Origin of the sequence: Bacillus sp. KH172YL63 (assembly GCF_011398925.1) — a bacterium.
Lineage (GTDB): Bacteria > Bacillota > Bacilli > Bacillales > Bacillaceae_B > Rossellomorea.
On sequence record NZ_AP022842.1, the window covers coordinates 938,983 to 960,266 of the forward strand.

Below are 21,284 nucleotides of genomic sequence, written 5' to 3' on the forward strand. Positions count from 1 at the left end.
TATATATGAATCTACAGGAGGTTATGTTCAATGAAATGCCAAGTATGTCAGCACAACCAGGCAACAATCGAAGTATATACGCAAGTGAATGAAAAGAAGTCAAGAATGAAGATGTGTTCTGCTTGCTTTCAAAAACAGCAGACCCCTTCTGGCATCCACGGCGGATTTCCTTTCGATGAATGGTTAAAGGGAATGAGCATGGGTGCTGCTCAGGGAAATCAAGCAGGTCAACCTTCGCCCGCATCAGAAAGTGGCCGGGGGAACAACGGTGTTCTTGACCAGTTCGGCCGTAATGTGACAGCTGCTGCGAGAGCAGGGTTGATCGACCCGGTCATTGGCCGTGATAAGGAAGTTGAACGGGTCATTGAAATTCTCAACCGCCGCAATAAAAACAATCCGGTGCTGATCGGTGAGCCCGGTGTCGGTAAAACCGCCATTGCTGAAGGTCTCGCACGGAAAATCGTAGCTGGGGAAGTACCGTCGAAACTTCTGAATAAGGAAGTGTATGTGATTGATGTTGCCTCGTTGACTGCAGGTACCGGGGTAAGGGGATCCTTCGAAGAGCGTTTGAAGAGCATCATCAACGAATTGCAAAATCGAAAGAATGTCATGCTCTTCATAGACGAAATCCACCAGCTGGTAGGGGCCGGTTCGGCAGAAGGCTCCATGGATGCGGGGAACATCCTGAAGCCGTCACTTGCCCGCGGCGAGCTGCAGGTGATCGGTGCGACAACCCTGAAAGAATACAGACAAATCGAAAAGGATGCAGCCCTGGAACGTCGTTTTCAGCCGGTGATGGTCAATGAGCCGAGCCTTGAGGAAGCCGTCGAGATCCTGAAGGGATTGAAAGGCCGTTATGAGGAATATCATGGCGTGGAATTCACAGATGAAGCCATTGAGGCATGTGTGAAATTATCCCACAGATACATCCAGGACCGATTCTTACCGGATAAAGCGATCGATTTGATGGATGAAGCAGGCTCGAAAGTGAACCTGTTGGCCGAGGGGAAAGATAAAACAGCACTTCACAAGAAATTAAACGAAGTAAGATTGAAGAAAGAACAGGCAACGAAAGCAGAAGACTATGAACAGGCAGCGGTCCTTCGTGATGAGGAAGCGGCCATTGAAAAACAAATCAGCGAAAGTACGGCTGACAGCACATTATGGGTAGAAAAAGAGCTGATCCAAAAGATCATCGAATCGAAAACAGGCATTCCGGTCGGGAAGCTTCAAAGTGATGACAGAACAAGAATAAAATCTTTGCAGGAAAATCTGGCCGGCAAAGTAATCGGGCAGGAAGAAGCAGTGAAAAAAGTGGCGAAAGCGATCCGCCGGAGCCGTGCAGGACTGAAAGCAAAGCATCGTCCCATCGGTACCTTCCTATTCGTAGGACCTACCGGTGTCGGTAAGACGGAGTTGACGAAAACCCTGGCAGAAGAATTGTTCGGATCAAAGGATGCCATGCTGCGACTGGATATGAGTGAATATATGGAGAAGCACTCGGTGTCAAAACTAATCGGTTCTCCTCCAGGCTATGTTGGTCATGAAGAATCTGGCCAACTCACCGAGAAAGTGAGAAGAAATCCTTATTCCATCATCCTGCTCGATGAAATCGAGAAAGCACATCCGGATGTTCAGCACATGTTCCTGCAAATCCTTGAAGATGGACGCCTGACTGACAGTCAAGGAAGAACGGTCAGCTTTAAAGAGACAGTCATCATCATGACAAGTAACGCAGGTGTACCAGATAAGAAAGAAGCAGTAGTCGGTTTTGATACAGGAGGGACAGACGCCATCAAAGAGACGAATATCCTCCAATTACTCGGTGCTTATTTCAAACCTGAGTTCCTGAACCGATTTGACAGCATCATCGAATTTCAATCCCTTGAAAAAGAAGGGCTCCTTCAGATTCTCGATCTTATGCTCAATGAACTGAAAAATGATCTGAAAGAACAGGACATTCGCCTGACTGTTGACGAAGAAGCGAAGCAGAAACTCGTTGAGCTGGGTTATCATCCAGAATTCGGGGCCCGCCCATTGCGCCGGGTAATCCAGGAAAGAGTGGAAGACAAAATTGCCGATCTGCTTCTCGGTGAAGAAGCGGTGACCGATGTGAGTGTAACAGTGGAAAATGATGAGATCATTGTGAAATGAGAAAAAGAAGCATCCCCGGGTGCTTCTTTTTCTTTGTTCTGTCCTTATTTCTTCCGCTTCAGAATCAAGAGATAAATGAACATGATGGCATACACTGCTAATACTGCGGCAATAAAGTGTGGTGTGGAAAAGGAGCTCATAAACATGCCCTCACTTTAATTCAGAAAAAGTAGGATGGAAGATATACAGCAGGATGATGATCGTGGGCAGTGATAGCAAAAGTGCCAAAAGCGGCTTTTTATGGTGAAGCCCCAGGATGGAGAACATGATGACGTTGAAAATGGCAGACCATCCTAAGTTCCAGCCATGGTCATACAGAAACAACCCTTTTTTATAAAATAGGAATTCGAGAAAGGTAAAATAAAGGATCCAGCATAACAAGTACAGAGCCGTCTTTTTCCCGGATGGAAAGAAGCGGAGAAAAATCATGATGACGACGGGAATGATGAAAAAGGTGAAGACGAGCTCAATCAGCGTGTGATTCAGCCAGTCCACCGTGACCGCTTTATACGCCCATAATGTGTGATGATAGAATAAGAAGTTGTACAGAAGATTGCAGATGATGAAAAATTGTACTGTCGGATAGAACTCCTTCCATCTTTTCCAATCAACGAAGAACCAGGCAAATAATATATAAACCACTACAACAAGTATCAGGTACATACAGTGTTCAATCCTTGTTTTTGTTACTCAGTATAGACGGAACGTGAAGAGTATAGACGCCTTTCAAATGAGAAAAGCCTGATCCGCTGTGAATCAGGCTTCCCTTTCATGCATTTATTCCATTTCTTTCAGCACTTTATCGATCGCTTGTGCAACACCGTGGTCGGTATTGATACCCGTCACCCAGTCAGCAGCCTCTTTCACGGCGTCCTGGGCATTACCCATCGCAACCCCGAATCCGGCCTCACGGATCATGGCGATATCATTCATACTGTCCCCGACTGCCATGACCTGGTCCATGGAAAGATCAAGCCATTTGCATACCTTCACTAATGCCGCAGCCTTATTGACCCCGGCAGGATTGATTTCGATATTCGTTGGAGACGAATTGGTGATTTCAAGTGCTTCATTTTTCATGAGCTCATCCATCATCACTTTGCGGACATCGTCATCCTGAATATCGAATCCGAACTTCAGCCAATTATAGGATTCAATATCCTTCTCAAATGGTTTGCGACTATTAAATAAACCCTGGGAAGAAGTGGACCAGAAATACACATCATGTTCCTTCTTCAATGTCCAAAGCTGCTTCACCAGTTCCGTATCAAGAGGAATGCTGTCTACCAGATTGTATTCATGGTCATAGATTTCCCCGCCGTTCACGGTAACAAGATAAGAGGAACGGCCAAGCTCATCCGAAATGTCCCGGCAGGTAAAAAGCGAACGGCCGGTACTCAACACAACATGAATGCCCTTTTCCTTTGCACGCTGGATCGCCTGTTCATTCTCCGGGGAGACTTCCCCTTCATGATTGACGAGCGTCCCGTCCATATCAAGTGCTATCAATTTAATATCCATATTCAATCACGTCCTTCTATTTGGTCATCATTAGTTTAATATAAATGGAGTCAATCTTCTAGGAACCCGACTTGCTGAAGGTGTTATTTCCTATGCTTGAGACTTCATATTACAATGGTAAAAGGACATAATCGAAAGGAAGGAAACAAATGGATTCTACATATGAAAAAGGGAAATGGAAAAAGCTGATTTCCTTAATCAGGGAAACTGACCCTCCAAAGACCTTGTTTGGAATATCACTAGTCTTGAGCCTGCTCACTACAATCGCAGGACTTGCCATTCCATTATTAACAAGTAAGTTGATTGATGACTTCAGTTTGGATTCACTGAGTAAAGGGGTCATAATTGGAATGATTGCAGCCTTTTTGGTACAGGCAATTGCAGGAGGAGTATCTGTTTACATACTAGCGAGGGTGGGACAACATATCATTGCCTCTTTACGGGAAAAGCTTTGGAGAAAACTGTTGGTTCTCCCGGTGCCCTATTATGATTCCCATGAAACGGGTGATTCGGTGAGCCGGATGACAAGTGACACGGGAGTCATCAAAAATTTAATAACAGAACATCTGACAGGGTTCATTACTGGGATCATCTCAGTAACAGGTGCCATCATCGTATTATTTTACCTGGATTGGCCGCTTACTCTTGTGATGTTCTCTATCATACCACTGTCCCTCCTCTTCCTCATTCCGATTGGAAAAAAGATGGCTGACATTTCCCGGGGGCTACAATCGGAGACGGCAAGTTTTTCGGCGACTTTAACAAGGGTTCTTTCAGAAATCCGCCTTGTCAAATCTTCAAATGCAGAAGAAATCGAATTTCAAAAAGGGCAGACAGGTATCAAAAAATTATATAGCCTGGGGTTGAAAGAGGGGATCATTCAATCATTCATGTCGCCGGTTGTTTCTTCCATGATCATCATCGTACTCGTATTGATCATCGGTTTCGGCGGGGTCCGGGTTACGTCGGGTGCCATGACCCCGGGAGAGCTTGTTGCGTTCTTCATCTATCTTTTTCAAATCATCATGCCGATCACCCAGATCATCGTCTTTGTAACACAGTTTCAAAAAACGGTCGGGGCAACAGAGAAAGTGCTTTCTATCCTATCAATAGAAGAAGAGGATCTAGATGGCGGAAGCTCTGTCCCTCAAACGGAGCAGGGGCTGTTCCTTGATGGAGTAACGTTCGGATATGAAGAAGGGGAAATGGTATTAGAGGATGTGACGATCGCCGCAGAGAAAGGGAAAGTGACGGCAGTCGTCGGTCCTAGCGGGAGCGGGAAGACAACATTGTTTTCATTAATTGAACAATTCTATCAACCGCTTCAAGGAAGGATTCTTCTTGGGGAGAGTCCGATCGGAACATACTCATTAAGATCCTGGCGGAAGATGCTCGGATATGTATCCCAGGATAGCCCGGTCTATTCTGGAACGATACGGGACAATATCGCATATGGTCTCCAGGAAGAAATGTGTGAAGAGAAGATGATTGCCGCTGCTAAGATGGCTTATGCCGATGAGTTCATTAAGGACCTCCCTAACGGATACGAAACTGAAGTAGGTGAAAGAGGAATCAAGCTTTCAGGAGGACAGCGTCAACGCCTTGCCATCGCACGTGCACTACTGAGGAATCCGGATATATTAATGCTGGATGAAGCGACCTCTAGTCTGGATAGTCAGTCAGAAATAGTCGTCCAGGAAGCATTAAAGAATTTAATGAGAGGACGGACCACCCTTGTGATCGCTCATCGTCTTTCCACAATCGTAGATGCTGACCAAATCGTCTTTCTTGAAAAAGGAAAGGTCACAGGAGTCGGTACTCATGAGGAATTGTTCAAGAGCCATTCATTATATCGTGATTTTGCAAGGCAGCAATTAAGAATAGGTGAGCAACCGGAAAAGAAGAGTGAATAAACATGAAACCTTTTACCGAAAGAGCAGTAAACATCATACAGAACATACCGGCCGGGCAAGTGATGACCTACGGCCAAGTCGCCGCCTGTGCAGGAAGTCCCAGGGCGGCAAGGCAGGTCGTAAGAATCCTTCATTCCATGAGTGGAAAATACAATCTCCCATGGCACAGGGTCCTCAACAGCAAAGGGGAAATCGGATTCCGGGATGAAGAACAAATGATGACCCAAAGACTTTCCCTGGAAGCGGAGGGGGTTGCGTTTATTGGAAAGAATAAAATTGATCTTGGGGAGTATCAGTATCGGGGCGGAGCGTTGTGCGGGGAGAGTGGGGTTTAAACTGGTGCTGACGCATAACTGGGAAAAGTGACGCATAAACCTGGGACAACGACGCATAAACGGAAAAAGTGACGCATAAATAAGGAAACTGACGCATAAATGAAAATTGTGACGCATAACCGAGTGAACACAAACCAATCATCAAAACCGGCCCCCGGAATCCAGCGGCATGCCACGGATTCTTCAAACAGAAGGTCCTCCAACTGGCCAACACTTAATCGAAAAGGGCAAAAATAATCCCCATTAGAGTCATCGTGACAGTAAATCCGATGATCACATAGCCGATGATACGGATTCATAAAGGCATCCCGTTCATATCTGGTGAATTCAGCGGGCCTCCTTCTATTTTTGACATGTGATCAATGGCGTCATTGAATGGTTTCTTGTGATCAGTCATGGCGGCACCTCCTTTTTACATATTTTAACACAAAAGAGGTAACCTCGCTGGAAGGTTACCTCTTTTGAATTAATGAAGCTGCCCATTCCTCAGTTTCTTCAACCATTTCTTTTGTCTGGAATCGGTCACAATATATACGGTGAAGCCGAGGACGGCAAGTGCGAAGCTTCCTTGATAAATGAGCTCAATGTCAAATCCCATTCCTGTGAAGCCACCTGCCAGACCCCCGATCCCCAATGTGAAAGCCTGCTTCTTGCGGCTTTCAAAGATTTCAAAATGAAAAGCGTTTTGTTGTTGCAACTCTTTTTGCTGGAGCATATTTTCAGGGAAGTCCACGAGCTGGCGTACCTTTTGAATGGTTTGAAATAACGGCTGGGCACTGATCCATTTCATGAGCAGGTCCCACTTATTCGTGTTGCTGTGCTTCACCCAATCAAGAAAGGCCGGTTTGACCACGTCAAGGGTTTCTTTCTCAGGGCTCAGTGTATGGACCAGTCCCTCGATTGTCGCGAAGGAACGGCCCAGAAATATGAACCGTGTAGGGACTTGTACCGGTAATGATTTCACCAGATCATTAATTTCTTTCTTCACAGCAATCAGGTCCATTTCTTTGAACTGCTCCATATCAAGGGTGATAAATTCCTTTAATACGGGTTCGATTGATTTCGGGCTTGCATCTGGAAGCAGGAATCCCAACTGAGCGAGCGATTCAGCCGCCTTCCGGTAGTTCTTCAGCAGCACGCCTTCGAGCAGATCCTGGAAGTGAGCCGCGTCACGCTTCGAAATTTCCCCGATCATGCCGTAGTCCAAGAGTACAAAGGTGCCGTCGGGCTGAAGGAGGATATTCCCGGCATGGGGGTCGGCATGGAAGATGCCAGGCTCAAGCCACTGTGGAAGGAAAAGCCGGAACAATCCTTCTGCAAGCTTCCCGCCGTCCAAGCCATAAGATTCGATGGCATCCCGGTCATTCAGGCGGACACCATCCACCCATTCCATCACGAGCACTTTATTCGTGCAAAGTTCAGGGAACATCGCTGGGATTTTTACGTTAGGATGTTCCTTGAAGCGTTGTTTGAAGGAAGTGGCCGTCATCATCTCTTTGGAAAAATCAAGCTCCTGTTCAATCACCTGCTTTAATTCTTTATAAAGCATTTTAAAATCGATGAATCCTTTCGGAACTGGAGCGAAGCGTCTCGCAAACCAGATGATGATGGAAAGGGACCTGAAATCAATTTTCACAAGTGATGGTATTTCCGGACGCTGTACTTTGATGGCCACCTGTGTGCCGTCGTGCAGCCGTGCACGATACACTTCACCTATGGAAGCAGATGCGATTGCATCCTTTTCGATATTAGCTACTTTGGAAGAAACAGGCGCATCCCATTCCTTTTCCAGTACCTCCTCAATTTTTTTCCACGGTGAAGGAGGTACGTGGTCAACAAGATCCTGAATTTGGGTGATGAACCCCTTAGGTAGGAGGTCCTCACGAATGCTCAACAATTGACCAACCTTTATCAATACACCATTCAATTCGAACAGCGTTTCTTTGAATTCTTTTCCGATTCTTTCCCACAGCAGATCTGTGTCCCATTGGGATTTCCCGCGGAGCCGGTACCAGTAAACTCTAATGACAATTGATAATGCCAATGATAATATTTTCCACATTCTCCAAAGCTTTTTTTCTGAATTCATTGTTTCATCCCCCGTAACCGGATTCGTAACTCTATTATGTAGTACGTTTGAGAAATAAGAAAGTTTCTAACGCTGATATAATCAGAAAATTATGGTTTTTATGGTAAAATGAATGGTATCAACAATGGGGAGTGAGGGCTTTTGAAAAAAGGCTGGATTTCCGTTATTGGCGGTATTGTGGTTGGGCTGATTCTTTCTTTTCGATTTTTGGAGTACAACGGATGGATCATTTACAAAATGGATGAAGAGGGGCAAGTTGAAAGCACTGTGAAAGAAATGGATTTTAATTTAATCACGAATTCGTTCCTGCTCATAGTGGCTTCTGCTTTGATCATTTATTTTGTATTGAGGATGATCGAAAGGGTATGGCCGGGTAAATCAGGTTAAATGATCTTGAATGGCTGAACCCAAATGAAGAAATTGGCTTTACTTTGTCATCCTGTAAAAGACTTAACAGCGTCACTCAGTCACTGGAATTTGAAGAAGCCTGGCGTGAAGGCGATCATACGATTGGCCGTACACTTCCTGGCATAGATGTTCCATTACCGATAGAAAATGATGAACCTGGTTTGCCCGCTGGCGGCATATCTTTGTAGTGGACAGCGTCAACATCGTGAACTGCCCGATTTCATCAAACTCCAATGCGATTTTCCACCAGGAAGATACAGCATTTTACAAGACGACAATGGAAATGTCATGGGGATCCTCGATATGAGCGCCTACAAGGATTAACTTTACCGGCCAGGAGCTGATTATTCAGCTCCAAACCTCTTTTTGACACCTTTGTGAATGATATCAATACCCATTGAATTGAGGAGGGAGAAGAGGTATAGTATAAGTGTAAAGTAAATGTGAAACAATTCACAAACAACTCCAACAATCAAAAGGAAATACCGGTTTAATACGCCATTACTTGTGAATAATTTCACAATATATAACCGAAGGAGATGATCCATCATGAAATGGTGGGAAAATGAAAAGGTTAGCGTGTTATGGACAGTGGTAAGAATTTGGCTGGGGGTTCAATGGATGGAGGCGGGCTGGCATAAAGTAACCGGCGGCTTCGATGCAGGCGGTTTTTTGCAAGGGGCTTTAGGGAAAGCTGGAGGTGAGCATCCGGCAGTCCAAGGCTGGTATGCAGCATTCCTCGAAGGATTTGCGATTCCGAATATTGAACTGTTCAATGTTTTGATTCCATGGGGAGAGCTATTCGTAGGAATCGGCCTCATACTTGGGTTCATGACAATCCCGGCACTCCTGGCAGGTGCATTCATGAATCTCAACTTCTTATTGGCAGGAACCGTGAGCACCAACCCAATCCTGTATACTGCTGCCGTCATTCTGCTATTTGCAGGGGGAGGAGCATATTATTGGGGGGCAGACCGCTTGCTGATCCCATTCATGAAGCAGCTTGTCCATCATAAAGGCAAACATCACGTTGTCGTATAGAAGGATATGAAACGCCCCATGATGCACATCATGGGGCGTTTTTCAGGTGAATTCCTCATGCACCTATCTTTTTTAACTGCCGGGATCAAACTATCGGTTTTTCTTCACACGTGTGCGCTGATTGGCAGCGTTGGCACGGGCTTGAGCTTCCATATCAGCCTGGTTGGCAAGTTCACGGGAGAACTCTTCATCAACACCGTCAAATTTGAGCTGAGCGGGTGTTTGAGGCAGGCTGTTTTTGTTACCGCGTTTGCTGTTTCCACGAGATCTGCCCAAGAAAAACATCCCCTTTTCGTTAAAAAATAAAGGCACAGGCCGCGTGGACCTGTACCTTTATTCTTCGTCAAAATCCTATTTCTAGTAAGGAAAATGCTGCCTATCGATGTGCTTTGGGGCTGAAGCCTGCTGCCCTGTCAGCCGCTTTAAACTCCCTGGAATACGTCACTTCCTGTGCGCTCGACAGACCCGATTTGTTTTTGTCTTTCTTTTTCTTGTTATCCATTCGTATGTACATCCCTTCTCTTCAAGATACATTCTATTTTAGCCTTGAAAAAGAAGGGGCATACCTGCTTTTACTGGTAGATGTCAATCAGGGCAGAATGTAATTCCGGATATTCGAATTGATAACCGTGCTCTAAAAGGACGCTCGGCAACACTTTTTGACCTTCCAAAACAAGCGCGCTCATTTCACCCATGGCCACCTTTAAAGCAAATGCAGGGACGGGAAGCCAGTGGGGCCTTCCTAGGACGGAGCCAAGCGTCTTTCCGAATTCCTTCATGGTGACTGGAGACGGTGCCGTGACGTTTACAGGACCGGATATGGATTCTGTTTCAGCAATGAAGCGCAGCGCACGTGCAATATCCTTGATATGAACCCATGACATCCACTGCTCCCCGGATCCGACAGTCCCTCCTACAAACATTTTATAAGGCAGCGCAATCCGGGGGAGGGCACCTTCATCTTTCCCAAGGATGATCCCGAAGCGTGAGAAGGCGACCCTGATGCCGAGCCCGCTCACCTTTTCCGCTTCCTTCTCCCAAATTTGAACCGTCTCTCCAAGGAAGTCCTCAGCTCTTTCATCTGAAGCTTCCGTATAGGTGTTTGTTTTGGAAGAAGGGTAGGTGCCGATTGCACTGGCATTGATGAGGCATGACGGCTTCTGTTTCAATGCCTTACACACATTCAACACCTCCTGGGTGGAAGTGATCCGGCTATTTAAGATCCGCTTCTTCCGTTCATCCGTCCATCGACCGCTGTTGATCGACTCCCCTGCAAGATTGATGAACGCGTGGATCCCTTCAAGGCTTTCTTCCGGCTTTGCTCCGTCAGACAGCCATTTAATATAGGAAACCCCTGGCCGTTCCTCATGCTTATCGGGATTACGCGTCAGAATCAATACTTCGTGATGGTGAGCAAGAAGCTCCTCTGTCAGGGCACGGCCGACAAACCCCGTTCCCCCTGTTACAGCAATCTTCATCATCATCCCTCCTCTTATACTTCTTATTTTACCTATCTTCAGAATAAAAAACCTAAGCTGAATGTGTTAGGATAATAATGAGGTGGAAAAAATGGGTAAGATCACGAAAATAACGAAGCAAGTAAAAAACGATGAACGCTACAATTTATTTATAGATGGAAAATATTCCTTCAGTGTCGACGAGGCTGTCCTGGTCAAGTTTAATCTCAGCAAAGGGATGGAAATCGATGAACTTGAAATATCAGAAATGCAGTATGAAGATGATGTGAAGAAAGCATTCAATAAAGCGATACAATATCTCGCCTATCGAATGAGGACGGAAAAGGAAATCCGCGATCACCTGCAAGAAGGAGATCCCGAGGATGGCATCATCCAGGAAGTGATCCATAAATTATATGGCATCAAATATATCGATGACTTGGAATTTGCCCATGCATTTGTCGGGACCCACATGAACACAGGAGACAAAGGACCGAATTGGATCCGTGGCGAATTGAGGAGAAAAGGCGTGGGGGAATCCCATATCGATGAAGCCCTCGCTGCCTTTACACAGGAAAAACAAGTAGACAAAGCGGTCGCCCTGACAGAAAAACTTCTCCGTAAATACCGAAAAGACTCGAACATGATCGCCAAGCAGAAAATAGAGCAAAACCTCTTGAGAAAAGGTTACCCAGGTTCCGTCATCAAAATCGTATGGGAAACCGTTGAATCAGAACGGGATGACGATGAAAGATGGGATGCCGTCTACCATCAGGGATTGAAGGCCCACCGAAAGTTGAGCTCAAAGTATGAGGGCTATGAATATGTACAAAAAATGAAACAAACCCTGTACCGAAAAGGCTTCTCTATTGAAGATATTGAGAGGCTCCTGGAAGAAATAAAACATAATGAAGAATGATACGAGTGCTTTGGCATAAGGTGTCATATGGAGGGATACTATGGAGATCGTCTCGGTTCTGTATATATGCATGACACTGCCCCTGCTCATCGGTACAACCAAAAAGTTTAAAATGTATGCCGGGGGCCTCGTGATCGGATCGGCCCTTATATTTCTGGTGGGCGAAATCATCATCAAAGTCCAGACCGATTTTTATACATTAGGGAAGATGGAATGGATCAATCAAGGACACGCAGAAACGATGGGGAAATGGGTGGTCCCATTTTTTCTTATCGGTGTGGCCATCATCCTGATCCTCGTCAACATCCGCTTAATCCGAGAATTTCTCAAAAGAACCGGCCGTATCCGTTGGGCATTTGCCGCCGCAGTCGTGGCAGTCGATGCAATCTCCCTATTCCTTGTGCCATTCATGTTGTTCGTTGTGGCACTCATGTTTTTTCCGTTTGCTCCTTAGTGGGGAAGGGACGGGGATTTTTCTGGATGATAGACAAAGGACTCTCTGGGGTTTACAGGAGGGGTCTTTGTATTTGTATTTTGTGGAATCCTTGGAATAACGGTTGGATTTTTGGTATAACGGCGAAGTCCAGCATTTATCGGCGAACGAAAATTTAACTACACTAAAAGGCAGTCTCCAAGAAGGATGGCTGCCTTTTATAATGGAAAGTCCCTCCCCATTTCAAATCAAACCATTTCTGTGAAAGTCAGCGTGTAAATTGTCCCTTTTTTCGTCCCTGCCTTCGGAAACTTGAGGGATTGAAGGAGCCTCTTTGCAACATAAGGTGATTGGATCCCGAGATAGCTTCTTAGACCTGTATTGGTGATCGTCGGGGAAATCAACAGCTCGTAGTCTTTCATTGCTTGAATATGGGCTGAATGATCTAGATTCTCACACTTCGAACACACCCAGGTACCATGTTTTCTGATCATGGGAAGATGACTGCATGTTTCGCAGATGACTCCTTTCTGTAACTCGTCTTCATTGATACTGAATTTTTGAAGAATAGAGGGAGTTGCTTCCCGGTGGTGTTTTTTTAGGGTACGGATTAACTTTTTAACATTCATGGCCTGATGCTCTGGAGCAGCTTCTTCTAAAAAGGATAGCTTGTCCAACAGAGAATGACGATGAATGACCAAGCCATTGAGGGAGTGGTTATCAGGAGAGGTTTTGATGATGGTCCGGTCGTTGCTCATGACGACATAAGAATGGATGGGTATGGTCGGGAACCCTTGCTGTCTGATCCAGTCAGACAGATGACGTTCTTGTCTCTTAATCTGAAGGGTCGGGTCAGGCAGGGCAGATTCACTCCCATCCTTGGTTTGGATTAATTGATTGAAGACAGGATCGAAATACGCCACGCCTGCTAGATACTTCACTTCGATGATCAGGATGAATCTGGTGGTGATAAGAAGAGTGTCTATCTGGAAGAAGCTATCTTTGTAAGGAATCCTAAGGTCGTGGAGAATGAAATAGCGTTTGGGGTCTAAAAAGGATAACGTATAATCCATCGCGAGTTCACCTTTGTATCCGGCCATTCTTCTTCCAAGTTCGTCCGATATGAATGGAAGTTTCGGGTGATGGAGGGGGAGCCGGCGGAGTAAAGCCTGTAACATGAGGATGATTCGGGGTATCCTTCGTTCTTTTTCGATCATTTGATCACTCCAATCTGAATTTGTACTAGCTATATTCGTCTTTTAAAGGTGAAATCCCTGCTGGAAATTGTTTAACGGCGAAATTTTAGATTTAACGGCGAAATCCTGGATATAACGGCGAAATTTTCATTATAACGGCGAAATCCAGAATATATCGGCGAAATCACAATTATAACGGCGATCGCGAATTTTCCACGTAAAAGGATAGGGCCACCCTAGAAAGATTCCTTCTTCCAAGTAAGATCTCATCAAAGGTCCGTCCCCACTCGCAGCCACCCAAATCTCAACAACGACCACATTCTTCACGACAATTACCCTTAAAATAAAGGTCCGTCCCCCACCCCAACGTCCCCCCTCCCAAACACACAAAAAAAGCAGCCCCTCTCACAGAGCTGCTTTCCCATATTATTTCTTTGATTCAATCACAATTTCGTCTTCCTCCTCATACGAACGGAGGATCAATTCAGCGACTTCTTTAGGCGAGCGGAGTCTTGATGGATCGCTGATGTGATCACTGTTTTCCCAGAAAGGGGTATCCATGCCGCCCATGTATGCATTGACAACCCGGGGACCGGACCCTTCGAATTCTTTCTGCAGGCTTTCACCGAATCCTCTTAATGCAAATTTACTTGCAACATAGAGGGATTCGTTTTTCTTTCCACGCAGGCCTGCGGTAGAGATGATGTTCAAGACAGTGCTGCCTTGTTCCAACTTGGGAAGTAGCGCCTTCGTTAATCGGATCGGACCGAGGGCGTTCGTTTCGAACATGCTGACGAGTTCATCGTCGGTGGAATCTTGGAATGGACCGAAATGCCCTACACCTGCGTTATGTATGAGTAAAGAAAGTTCATGATCTTGAAGATGGTTTTCTGCGAATCGCTCAATATCTTCGTTGGAACGGATATCGAGTGTAGTATAAGTGACTTTGCCGCCGATGCTTTCAATGTCGGCTGCTGCTTCTTGTAAGCGTTCAGGGGTTCTTCCTAGAAGGAAAATATGAAACCCCTGCCCGCTGAGAAGTTTTCCTAATTCTTTTCCTAGGCCTGAGCCTCCGCCTGTGATGATGGCTGTTTTCATAGAGTTGACATCCTTTCTTGTATGTTGTTAGCGCCTGAATGCTTCACCGCTATCCTAAGGTGACATCCAGCCGAGTCATGAAGGGCAGGTTCAAAGTCCCTGCAGTGCACTTTTAAAAAACTAAATGCCCGGCTTTTTGTCCAGCTCCGACTCCCAGCCCCTCGAGCATATAACCCGTGATGGCCAAAAGGCAAAGGACGCCTTTCTTGCCACCCCGTCTTATGCTCATCAGGGCTGAACAGTCGTCTCCGCTTTTCTTATTGTATCATTTTCTCTATACTACTATTAGTAGAGGTGATGAGGATGGAACAAGAGAGAAGATATAGTGAGATGACGGAACATGAGTTGAAGCAGGAAATTGCTTCATTGAAAGAAAAGGCAAGAAAAGCAGAACAGCTTGGGATTGTGAATGAATTTGCGGTGTTGGAGCGCAAGGCTCTTATGGCACAGGCGTATTTGATGGATCCTTCTGCTTACAAGCCTGGGGGTATTTATGCGATTGAAGGTGATCCAGGTACATACTTTAAAGTGGACTACCTGAACGGTGTATTCGCCTGGGGTTACCGCCTTGCTGGTGACGGAAAGGAAGAAGCCCTTCCGATTTCCCTTTTGGCAGGAGAGAAGAAATAGGGAAGAGGTCCGCCATGGGGACGGACCTCTAAGGGATCTAGGAACGTTTACGTGTCTGGTTCTCTAGAATGATTAAGTCTTGAGTTTGTGTGGTTTGTCCATTTGCCTGTGAATGGGCATGCTTCGGATTGTAGAATGCCTTATTAAATGGACTGCTGTACTTATTTCGGTAAAAGTTGTTTTTCATGTTTGCCATCATGACTACCCCCTAATCGGATTTCACTGATTTAAAGCGAATCGTGATCTCTTTGGCCAGAAGCTTTCATGCGTTCTTGCGGGTGGGTATTGATGGTGCCGTTAGCCCTTTTAGATGCATATTCCGCTTTGGCACGCGGTTCACCTTCAAATTTATTGTTGTTCATGTTGGGGAACCCTGTCGATTTGTTTCGCATAATGTGCCTCCTAAAAGGTGAAATGGACTGACTCATACCGTGAAAAAGCAAAGGTTCACAACTAAGCTTAACCACGTACCTTTAGTATGGGTGAAATGGTCGACATTATCATGAAAGCACACACTAAATATTTGGAAATGGAGGAGACAATATGGAGTCAACATTTCATGAATTGACACAATTGTTAATTGAAAAGAATAACAAGCTTTCTTATGAAAAAGCGAGAACCTGGATCGAACTGATCTGGGAGGATTTCGAGGCCACTTACGCAAAAGCCGGCTATGATTATAAAGGGAAAGCTGTGACAGAAAAAGTAGTTCGCCAATGGGTGATGACATACGGGGAGCGAATCCATGAATTTGCCGCCCAAAACCCTAAATACAAGCATCTGATTGATGAAAAAAACGACGATCAAGTGCATTGAGATATGAAAAGAGGGACGGACCTGTCAAAGGTCCGTCCCTCACTGCTTTAATCGATTAAAATGTCGATGTCGACTTTGGAGCGGAGTTTTTCTTCGCTGAAGACCCAGCCGGTGTAGGAGCTGACGATGGTCAGGTCTTTGTCGAGCTGTACGAGTGCGACGAATGGGTAGTGTCCGTTGTTTCTGTATCTGAGATCAATGAAGCGGACTTCATAGTGATCATCGTATTCATCCACTTCCCACCGGTAAACGGGGGAGAAGGAGAGGAAGGCTGCCAGGTTTTTATCGTGTTTGGCTGCATTGATGACGGGATTATCCGGTATCGGGATCCGCTTGAATTTATCAAAGATGGTGATGGACCGCCTGTAAGCCCGTGCCACATAATAATGTTCTTTCGTCACAACCGCGAGTCTCCATTGGAAGAAACGGATCGTCGGGGAGACGATGATTTTTTCCGCATCAGGAATCCGCCGTTTCACCGCATTCTTCACTGCTTTTTGTACCTGAAATCTCAATACATAATAGGCGAAGATGACGAGGTACATGACGAGAAAGGTCTTGCCGGGCGGGAATCCGAGTCCCCATAAAATCAAGCCGGCCACATGGATCGCGAAAATCGTTACATCAAACGTGTTGATCACACCCAATGCGACCCATTTCGACGAGATCGGCCTGAGGGCCTGTGTCCCATAAGCATTGAATATGTCGACAAATACATGAAGGAAAACCGCTACAAATGTCCAAATCCATAAATGAAGCAAATCTGCCCCAGGGAAAAGCGGATATAAGCAAGCCGTGATCAAGAGCGGCCAGAGAATGACGGCGGGGATGCTGTGGGTGATCCCCCTGTGATGGCGTATATAAACGGCGTTGTTTCGTAATTTCAAAACGGTATCGATATCGGGAATTTGCGAGCCGATGACTGCTGCGAACAACACACTTTGTGAAGTGGCTGCGCTTTCGGCGACGACTGGATCTAACGTGGCTAAGCCCCCAAGAGCAAAGCCCATGACGATATGAGTGCCTGTATCCAAAAAAAGTCCTCCCTTGGCTCTTCTTTTATAAGTTAAGTATATGACTTGTATTCATTGTTGAACATGATATGGTTAAAAGGAGATTATTTCAATGACTCATTCATTCCACATTTATCTGGAGTATGAAATAAAACAGCATTGTCGACCGCGCTATAAGCAGATTATGAAAGCGATCGTCGATACATTACCTGAATATGACGCGTGTGATATCCGTTGGGAAAGGGCGGAAGAACGATCCAACACCTACATCGAAAGATTCGTTGTCCCGACTGAATCCCACGTTCATGTGTTGAAGCGTCTGCGGACATCCCGGTGTCATTTATTATTCGGTTTATTGGACGAATGTATTTGCGGTGGGCTGAAAGAAATCAACCTGATCGGCTTAAAGACACAGCCTTAATTATTTATTCCCTATTCAATGTAACATTTAACATCCTGGAGGTACAAAATTGAAAGAAGAACCATTAAAACATATAAAGACCATTAACCGTGAAGGGTTTCAGGAAGATCTGATTTCATGGTTTGAAAAAGAACAGCGGGACCTGCCGTGGCGGAAGGATCAGGATCCTTATAAAGTATGGGTTTCGGAAATCATGCTCCAACAAACGAGGGTCGATACGGTCATTCCTTATTTTAACCGGTTCATCGAAAAGTTTCCCACGATTGAGGCTCTTGCCTCGGCACCTGAAGACGATGTACTGAAAGCATGGGAAGGTCTCGGCTATTATTCAAGGGTCAGAAACCTTCAGACTGCGGCAAAGGAAGTGCATGAAAAGTATGAAGGGATCGTTCCTGATTCGCCGAAAGAAATTTCATCTTTAAAAGGGGTCGGCCCCTATACAGCCGGTGCGATTTTGAGCATTGCATACGGCAAGCCTGAGCCTGCAGTGGATGGAAACGTCATGAGGGTGTTTTCCCGCATTCTCTCGATTTGGCTCGATATCGCCAAACCGTCATCCCGGAAAGTATTCGAAGAAGCGGTCCGAAACTTGATTTCACATGAAAATCCTTCTTACTTCAATCAGGCGCTGATGGAACTTGGTGCGCTCATTTGTACGCCGACTTCCCCGTCGTGCCTGCTCTGTCCCGTCCGGGAACATTGTCAGGCTTTTGAAGAAGGGGTGCAGACTGAGCTTCCGATCAAATCGAAAAAGAAAGCTGCCCGGAAATTGAACATGGCAGCAGCCGTTCTGTTAACTGAGGATGACCGGGTCGTGATCCACAAACGTCCTGGTGAGGGACTCCTTGCGAATCTTTGGGAATTCCCGAATTTCGAAGTGGGGACGTCAAGCAGCGGCCGAAAGCAGCTGCTTGAACACATCGAAGAAGAGTATCGTGCCCCATGCTCCTTAAAGACTGGTGTCGTGACGAGAATTCAGCACATCTTCACCCATATTGTATGGGATATTGAAGTATATGTCGGTTCCATCGACAGTGCCTCACTCGTTGACGGTGACCTGGTTGCCGTTACAAAAGAAGAAATGGAACAGTATGCTTTTCCTGTTTCCCATCAGAAGATCTGGAAGGAAGCAGGGGAGGGAATCCTGTAAGAAAAGGGAAGGAGCAGCGTCATCGGCTGCTCCTTTCCTCATGGTATAATCAGTCATAGCTGATCTTTGTGCCGTGGGTGTAATCGGCTTCGTGACGATTCAATCCACCACGGCTTTCGATTTCTTCGACAATTTCCCGATGGATCGATTGTCCTTCTGTATTCAAATAGGGTACTATTTGTTGTAGTGAATGATGAAAGAAAGCAAGCTCGCTTTCCTTCCATTCATTTTTCGGGATCATTGAAAGTTCGGTCATATCTCTGCCTACATACATCACTCATTCCTCCATTATACTGATATGCCTTATTAGTTTGCATGTTCAAGATGTGTTTATGCCTTGGAGGGATTGGAAATTGAATTTGAAAGGATGAAGAAACATGAGTCAAAAAGTAGCATTGGTCACAGGAAGCAGCCGCGGTCTTGGAAGGGAAATCGCCATACAGCTTGCTGAAAAAGGGTACGATATCGTCATCAACTATGCGAGAAGTAAAAAAGGTGCCCTTGAAACGGCCGAACAGGTTGAAAAACTTGGACGAAAAGCATTTGTCGTACGTGCGAATGTCGGTGACGTGGAAAAAATCAAATCTATGTTCGAACAGATCAAGGAAGAATTCGGCCGTCTGGATGTTTTGGTCAGCAATGCAGCATCAGGCGTGCTCCGCCCTGTGATGGAACTTGAAGAATCCCATTGGGACTGGACAATGAACATCAATAGCAAGGCGTTATTGTTCTGTGCACAAGAAGCGGCAAAATTGATGGATGAAGGTGGACGGATCGTAAGCATCAGCTCGCTGGGATCAATCCGCTATCTTGATAACTACACGACAGTCGGAGTGTCGAAGGCTGCAGTGGAAGCTCTTACCCGTTACCTTGCCGTCGAGCTTGCTCCGAGGGGCATCATTGTGAACGCCGTCTCAGGCGGTGCGATCGATACCGATGCCCTGAAGCACTTCCCTAACCGTGAAGAGCTCCTTGAAGATGCACGGAGTAAAACACCTGCAGGGCGCATGGTTGAAATCGATGACCTTGTGAAGTCTGTCATGTTCCTTGTTTCAGACGATTCATCCATGATCAGGGGACAAACGATCATCGTCGACGGGGGCCGTTCCCTGCTCGTTTAATGGAATTCATTTCCGGAAAATGGTCGAATACTCAAATCCACGCTTGGTTATCTTAATAAGCGTGGAGGTGATTACAATGGCAAAACAACCAAACAAAACACAAGCTGGCACAAACGTTCAACACGTGAAACAACAAAACGCGCAAGCTAACGCTCAACAACAATTCGGTACTGAGTTCGCTTCAGAAACAACAGCGGCTCAACAAGTAAAGCAACAAAACCAACAAGCAGAAGCTAACAAAGCGAAAGCTTCTGGTAAATACGGTCAACAACAATAACCGTTATTGACAAAAAAAGCACCCATTCAGTTGGGTGCTTTTTTGTGTGAGGGACGGACCTCCATTTTACCCGCTTCTGGAACCAGGAATCCTATATTTCCGGGATTCCCAGCACAGGAATGGAGGTCCGTCCCTCACATAGCATTCCTTGCTCGACAAAACTGGTGGGATTGTGACAGAAGTTGTCAAAGGGTTTGGCGGGGGGAGGGAGAATGTATAGGGAGAGCTTGTTTAGAGGAGTTGGTTGGGGTTGATGCAGCAACGATTTAATGAGTTGGTGACGGAGCAGTTGGAGACGATGGATAAGCTGTTGTATCTTCAGTCAGAGATAGAGCGGTGTCAGGATCTGGAGGGAGAGCTGATTGAGCTCCAGGAGATGACGAAGGCCGAGTCGATTCAGGAAGAGATTGCTTCAAAGAAAAGGGAACTTAGGGAGATTCAGCGGATCTTTCAGGAGAAAACGGACGAAGTGATCCGTTCCTATCAGAAAGAACAAGCAGGGGTTACGCCTTAAAGGGCAGTGATAGCAAGAGGTTAAAAGGTCTGTAGAAATTCACAGGATATGTGTTATAGGGCCGTTCTTAAAGGATATTTTCTTTAAGGACAGGCCTTTTGTTTTAAATTTTCTGAGGAAACGTTATAATGATGGTATAGATAAGTATATATAAGGGTAATTTTGAAATGAAAGAAGGGGATACGATGGCGGTTCCCACTGAAGGTAAATCTGTACAAATACATAGCTTTAAGCATGATGGCAACATCCACAGAATCTGGAATGAGACAACGGTCCTGAAAGGGACGTCGAATGTGATCATCGGAGGGAATGACCGGACGATGGTGACGGAATCAGACGGAAGGACATGGATGACCCGTGAGCCGGCCATATGCTATTTTCATTCGGAGTTATGGTTCAACATTATTTGTATGATTCGTGAGGACGGTATTTATTATTATTGTAATTTAAGCTCACCATTTGTGTATGATCATGAAGCGATCAAGTATATCGATTATGACTTGGACATCAAAGTGTTTCCTGACATGACGTACACATTACTGGATGAGGATGAGTATGAAACTCATCGGAAACTATACGGTTACCCGGATGTGATCGATCATATCCTGAAGCGGAATGTGGATAAGCTTGTTCGCTGGATCAGGCAAAGAAAGGGACCGTTCGCACCTGACTTTATTGATATTTGGTACGAGCGTTACTTGACTCATCGGGGATAACGCATAGGGATAATTGTATAGGTGTCATAGGGCTGACCCCGTAAGGAGCAACCTTTTCAAAT

28 protein-coding genes are annotated in these 21,284 nt (G+C 45.6%); 15 read left to right on the top strand and 13 right to left on the bottom strand.

Annotated elements, in window-relative coordinates; translation table 11 throughout:
• Window positions 1-30: 30 nt before the first annotated feature.
• The gene (locus tag KH172YL63_RS04610) at window positions 31-2,154 is read left to right on the top strand and encodes an ATP-dependent Clp protease ATP-binding subunit (protein WP_173105013.1); all 2,124 of its coding nucleotides are present in this window, start codon (window positions 31-33) and stop codon (window positions 2,152-2,154) included.
• Window positions 2,155-2,304: 150 nt separating this feature from the next.
• Here the strand turns inward: KH172YL63_RS04610 and KH172YL63_RS04615 are convergent, their stop codons facing one another.
• Both KH172YL63_RS04615 and KH172YL63_RS04620 read right to left on the bottom strand, forming a co-directional pair.
• A complete protein-coding gene (locus KH172YL63_RS04615) occupies window positions 2,305-2,817 on the bottom strand; it encodes a CBO0543 family protein (protein WP_173105014.1) in 513 nt (170 codons plus the stop codon).
• A 114-nt stretch (window positions 2,818-2,931) separates the two neighbouring features.
• A complete protein-coding gene (locus KH172YL63_RS04620; protein ID WP_173105015.1) occupies window positions 2,932-3,675 on the bottom strand; it encodes a Cof-type HAD-IIB family hydrolase in 744 nt (247 codons plus the stop codon).
• Window positions 3,676-3,824: 149 nt separating this feature from the next.
• Here KH172YL63_RS04620 and KH172YL63_RS04625 point away from each other — a divergent pair, with 149 nt between their 5' ends.
• The gene (locus KH172YL63_RS04625) at window positions 3,825-5,588 is read left to right on the top strand and encodes an ABC transporter ATP-binding protein (protein ID WP_173105016.1); all 1,764 of its coding nucleotides are present in this window, start codon (window positions 3,825-3,827) and stop codon (window positions 5,586-5,588) included.
• Window positions 5,589-5,590: 2 nt separating this feature from the next.
• A complete protein-coding gene (locus KH172YL63_RS04630) occupies window positions 5,591-5,923 on the top strand; it encodes an MGMT family protein (protein WP_173105017.1) in 333 nt (110 codons plus the stop codon).
• A gap of 466 nt (window positions 5,924-6,389) precedes the next feature.
• Here the strand turns inward: KH172YL63_RS04630 and KH172YL63_RS04635 are convergent, their stop codons facing one another.
• Complete coding sequence (locus KH172YL63_RS04635) at window positions 6,390-8,012, bottom strand: ABC1 kinase family protein (RefSeq protein WP_173105018.1); 1,623 nt, start codon at window positions 8,010-8,012, stop codon at window positions 6,390-6,392.
• 141 nt (window positions 8,013-8,153) lie between these two features.
• Here KH172YL63_RS04635 and KH172YL63_RS04640 point away from each other — a divergent pair, with 141 nt between their 5' ends.
• Complete coding sequence (locus KH172YL63_RS04640; RefSeq protein WP_173105019.1) at window positions 8,154-8,399, top strand: hypothetical protein; 246 nt, start codon at window positions 8,154-8,156, stop codon at window positions 8,397-8,399.
• Window positions 8,400-8,471: 72 nt separating this feature from the next.
• Here the strand turns inward: KH172YL63_RS04640 and KH172YL63_RS04645 are convergent, their stop codons facing one another.
• The gene (locus KH172YL63_RS04645) at window positions 8,472-8,654 is read right to left on the bottom strand and encodes a hypothetical protein (RefSeq protein ID WP_173105020.1); all 183 of its coding nucleotides are present in this window, start codon (window positions 8,652-8,654) and stop codon (window positions 8,472-8,474) included.
• Window positions 8,655-8,969: 315 nt separating this feature from the next.
• Between KH172YL63_RS04645 and KH172YL63_RS04650 the strand changes: the two genes are divergently transcribed.
• Window positions 8,970-9,461, top strand: coding sequence for a DoxX family protein (locus tag KH172YL63_RS04650; protein WP_173105021.1), 492 nt, complete (start codon window positions 8,970-8,972; stop codon window positions 9,459-9,461).
• A 90-nt stretch (window positions 9,462-9,551) separates the two neighbouring features.
• Here the strand turns inward: KH172YL63_RS04650 and KH172YL63_RS04655 are convergent, their stop codons facing one another.
• The 3 genes from KH172YL63_RS04655 to KH172YL63_RS04665 all read right to left on the bottom strand — a co-directional run bounded on the left by KH172YL63_RS04655 (window position 9,552) and on the right by KH172YL63_RS04665 (window position 10,939).
• Window positions 9,552-9,746, bottom strand: coding sequence for a YfhD family protein (locus KH172YL63_RS04655; protein ID WP_442858771.1), 195 nt, complete (start codon window positions 9,744-9,746; stop codon window positions 9,552-9,554).
• 91 nt (window positions 9,747-9,837) lie between these two features.
• Complete coding sequence (locus KH172YL63_RS04660; protein WP_173105023.1) at window positions 9,838-9,963, bottom strand: YfhE family protein; 126 nt, start codon at window positions 9,961-9,963, stop codon at window positions 9,838-9,840.
• 70 nt (window positions 9,964-10,033) lie between these two features.
• Window positions 10,034-10,939 carry a TIGR01777 family oxidoreductase gene (locus KH172YL63_RS04665; RefSeq protein ID WP_173105024.1) on the bottom strand — a complete coding sequence of 302 codons (906 nt, stop codon included), beginning with the start codon at window positions 10,937-10,939 and terminating at the stop codon, window positions 10,034-10,036.
• A 91-nt stretch (window positions 10,940-11,030) separates the two neighbouring features.
• Here KH172YL63_RS04665 and recX point away from each other — a divergent pair, with 91 nt between their 5' ends.
• Entirely contained in the window at window positions 11,031-11,837 is an 807-nt protein-coding gene (gene recX, locus KH172YL63_RS04670) for a recombination regulator RecX (protein ID WP_173105025.1), read from the top strand.
• Between the two features lie 40 nt (window positions 11,838-11,877).
• Window positions 11,878-12,291, top strand: a complete 414-nt coding sequence (locus tag KH172YL63_RS04675; RefSeq protein WP_173105026.1) for a hypothetical protein — start codon at window positions 11,878-11,880, stop codon at window positions 12,289-12,291.
• 227 nt (window positions 12,292-12,518) lie between these two features.
• On the opposite strand, the gene KH172YL63_RS04680 is transcribed toward KH172YL63_RS04675, so the two are convergent.
• Window positions 12,519-13,487, bottom strand: a complete 969-nt coding sequence (locus KH172YL63_RS04680; RefSeq protein WP_173105027.1) for a nuclease-related domain-containing protein — start codon at window positions 13,485-13,487, stop codon at window positions 12,519-12,521.
• Between the two features lie 405 nt (window positions 13,488-13,892).
• Window positions 13,893-14,564, bottom strand: coding sequence for an SDR family NAD(P)-dependent oxidoreductase (locus tag KH172YL63_RS04685; RefSeq protein WP_173105028.1), 672 nt, complete (start codon window positions 14,562-14,564; stop codon window positions 13,893-13,895).
• Between the two features lie 303 nt (window positions 14,565-14,867).
• Between KH172YL63_RS04685 and KH172YL63_RS04690 the strand changes: the two genes are divergently transcribed.
• Entirely contained in the window at window positions 14,868-15,194 is a 327-nt protein-coding gene (locus KH172YL63_RS04690) for a YfhH family protein (protein ID WP_173105029.1), read from the top strand.
• 37 nt (window positions 15,195-15,231) lie between these two features.
• On the opposite strand, the gene KH172YL63_RS04695 is transcribed toward KH172YL63_RS04690, so the two are convergent.
• Both KH172YL63_RS04695 and KH172YL63_RS04700 read right to left on the bottom strand, forming a co-directional pair.
• Window positions 15,232-15,390 (bottom strand): YpzG family protein, encoded by a 159-nt coding sequence (locus KH172YL63_RS04695; protein ID WP_082051311.1) that lies wholly within the window; start codon window positions 15,388-15,390, stop codon window positions 15,232-15,234.
• Between the two features lie 31 nt (window positions 15,391-15,421).
• Entirely contained in the window at window positions 15,422-15,586 is a 165-nt protein-coding gene (locus tag KH172YL63_RS04700) for a small, acid-soluble spore protein K (protein ID WP_173105030.1), read from the bottom strand.
• A 151-nt stretch (window positions 15,587-15,737) separates the two neighbouring features.
• On the opposite strand from KH172YL63_RS04700, the gene KH172YL63_RS04705 reads away from it, so the two are divergent.
• Window positions 15,738-16,010 carry a YfhJ family protein gene (locus KH172YL63_RS04705; RefSeq protein ID WP_173105031.1) on the top strand — a complete coding sequence of 91 codons (273 nt, stop codon included), beginning with the start codon at window positions 15,738-15,740 and terminating at the stop codon, window positions 16,008-16,010.
• Between the two features lie 47 nt (window positions 16,011-16,057).
• Here KH172YL63_RS04705 and KH172YL63_RS04710 read toward each other — a convergent pair whose 3' ends face one another.
• Complete coding sequence (locus tag KH172YL63_RS04710; RefSeq protein WP_173105032.1) at window positions 16,058-17,044, bottom strand: metal-dependent hydrolase; 987 nt, start codon at window positions 17,042-17,044, stop codon at window positions 16,058-16,060.
• 91 nt (window positions 17,045-17,135) lie between these two features.
• On the opposite strand from KH172YL63_RS04710, the gene KH172YL63_RS04715 reads away from it, so the two are divergent.
• Both KH172YL63_RS04715 and mutY read left to right on the top strand, forming a co-directional pair.
• The gene (locus tag KH172YL63_RS04715) at window positions 17,136-17,444 is read left to right on the top strand and encodes a hypothetical protein (RefSeq protein WP_173105033.1); all 309 of its coding nucleotides are present in this window, start codon (window positions 17,136-17,138) and stop codon (window positions 17,442-17,444) included.
• 49 nt (window positions 17,445-17,493) lie between these two features.
• The gene (gene mutY, locus KH172YL63_RS04720; RefSeq protein ID WP_173105034.1) at window positions 17,494-18,594 is read left to right on the top strand and encodes an A/G-specific adenine glycosylase; all 1,101 of its coding nucleotides are present in this window, start codon (window positions 17,494-17,496) and stop codon (window positions 18,592-18,594) included.
• A 49-nt stretch (window positions 18,595-18,643) separates the two neighbouring features.
• Here the strand turns inward: mutY and KH172YL63_RS04725 are convergent, their stop codons facing one another.
• Entirely contained in the window at window positions 18,644-18,868 is a 225-nt protein-coding gene (locus KH172YL63_RS04725; protein WP_173105035.1) for a hypothetical protein, read from the bottom strand.
• Between the two features lie 103 nt (window positions 18,869-18,971).
• Between KH172YL63_RS04725 and fabL the strand changes: the two genes are divergently transcribed.
• From fabL to ntdP, 4 genes are all read left to right on the top strand, one after another.
• Window positions 18,972-19,715 (top strand): enoyl-[acyl-carrier-protein] reductase FabL, encoded by a 744-nt coding sequence (fabL, locus tag KH172YL63_RS04730; protein WP_173105036.1) that lies wholly within the window; start codon window positions 18,972-18,974, stop codon window positions 19,713-19,715.
• Between the two features lie 76 nt (window positions 19,716-19,791).
• Complete coding sequence (locus KH172YL63_RS04735) at window positions 19,792-19,992, top strand: gamma-type small acid-soluble spore protein (RefSeq protein WP_173105037.1); 201 nt, start codon at window positions 19,792-19,794, stop codon at window positions 19,990-19,992.
• A 253-nt stretch (window positions 19,993-20,245) separates the two neighbouring features.
• A complete protein-coding gene (locus KH172YL63_RS04740; protein WP_173105038.1) occupies window positions 20,246-20,506 on the top strand; it encodes a YgaB family protein in 261 nt (86 codons plus the stop codon).
• Between the two features lie 185 nt (window positions 20,507-20,691).
• On the top strand, window positions 20,692-21,222 hold the full coding sequence (ntdP, locus tag KH172YL63_RS04745) for a nucleoside tri-diphosphate phosphatase (RefSeq protein ID WP_173108059.1): 531 nt from the start codon (window positions 20,692-20,694) through the stop codon (window positions 21,220-21,222).
• The last annotated feature ends 62 nt before the right edge of the window (window positions 21,223-21,284 follow it).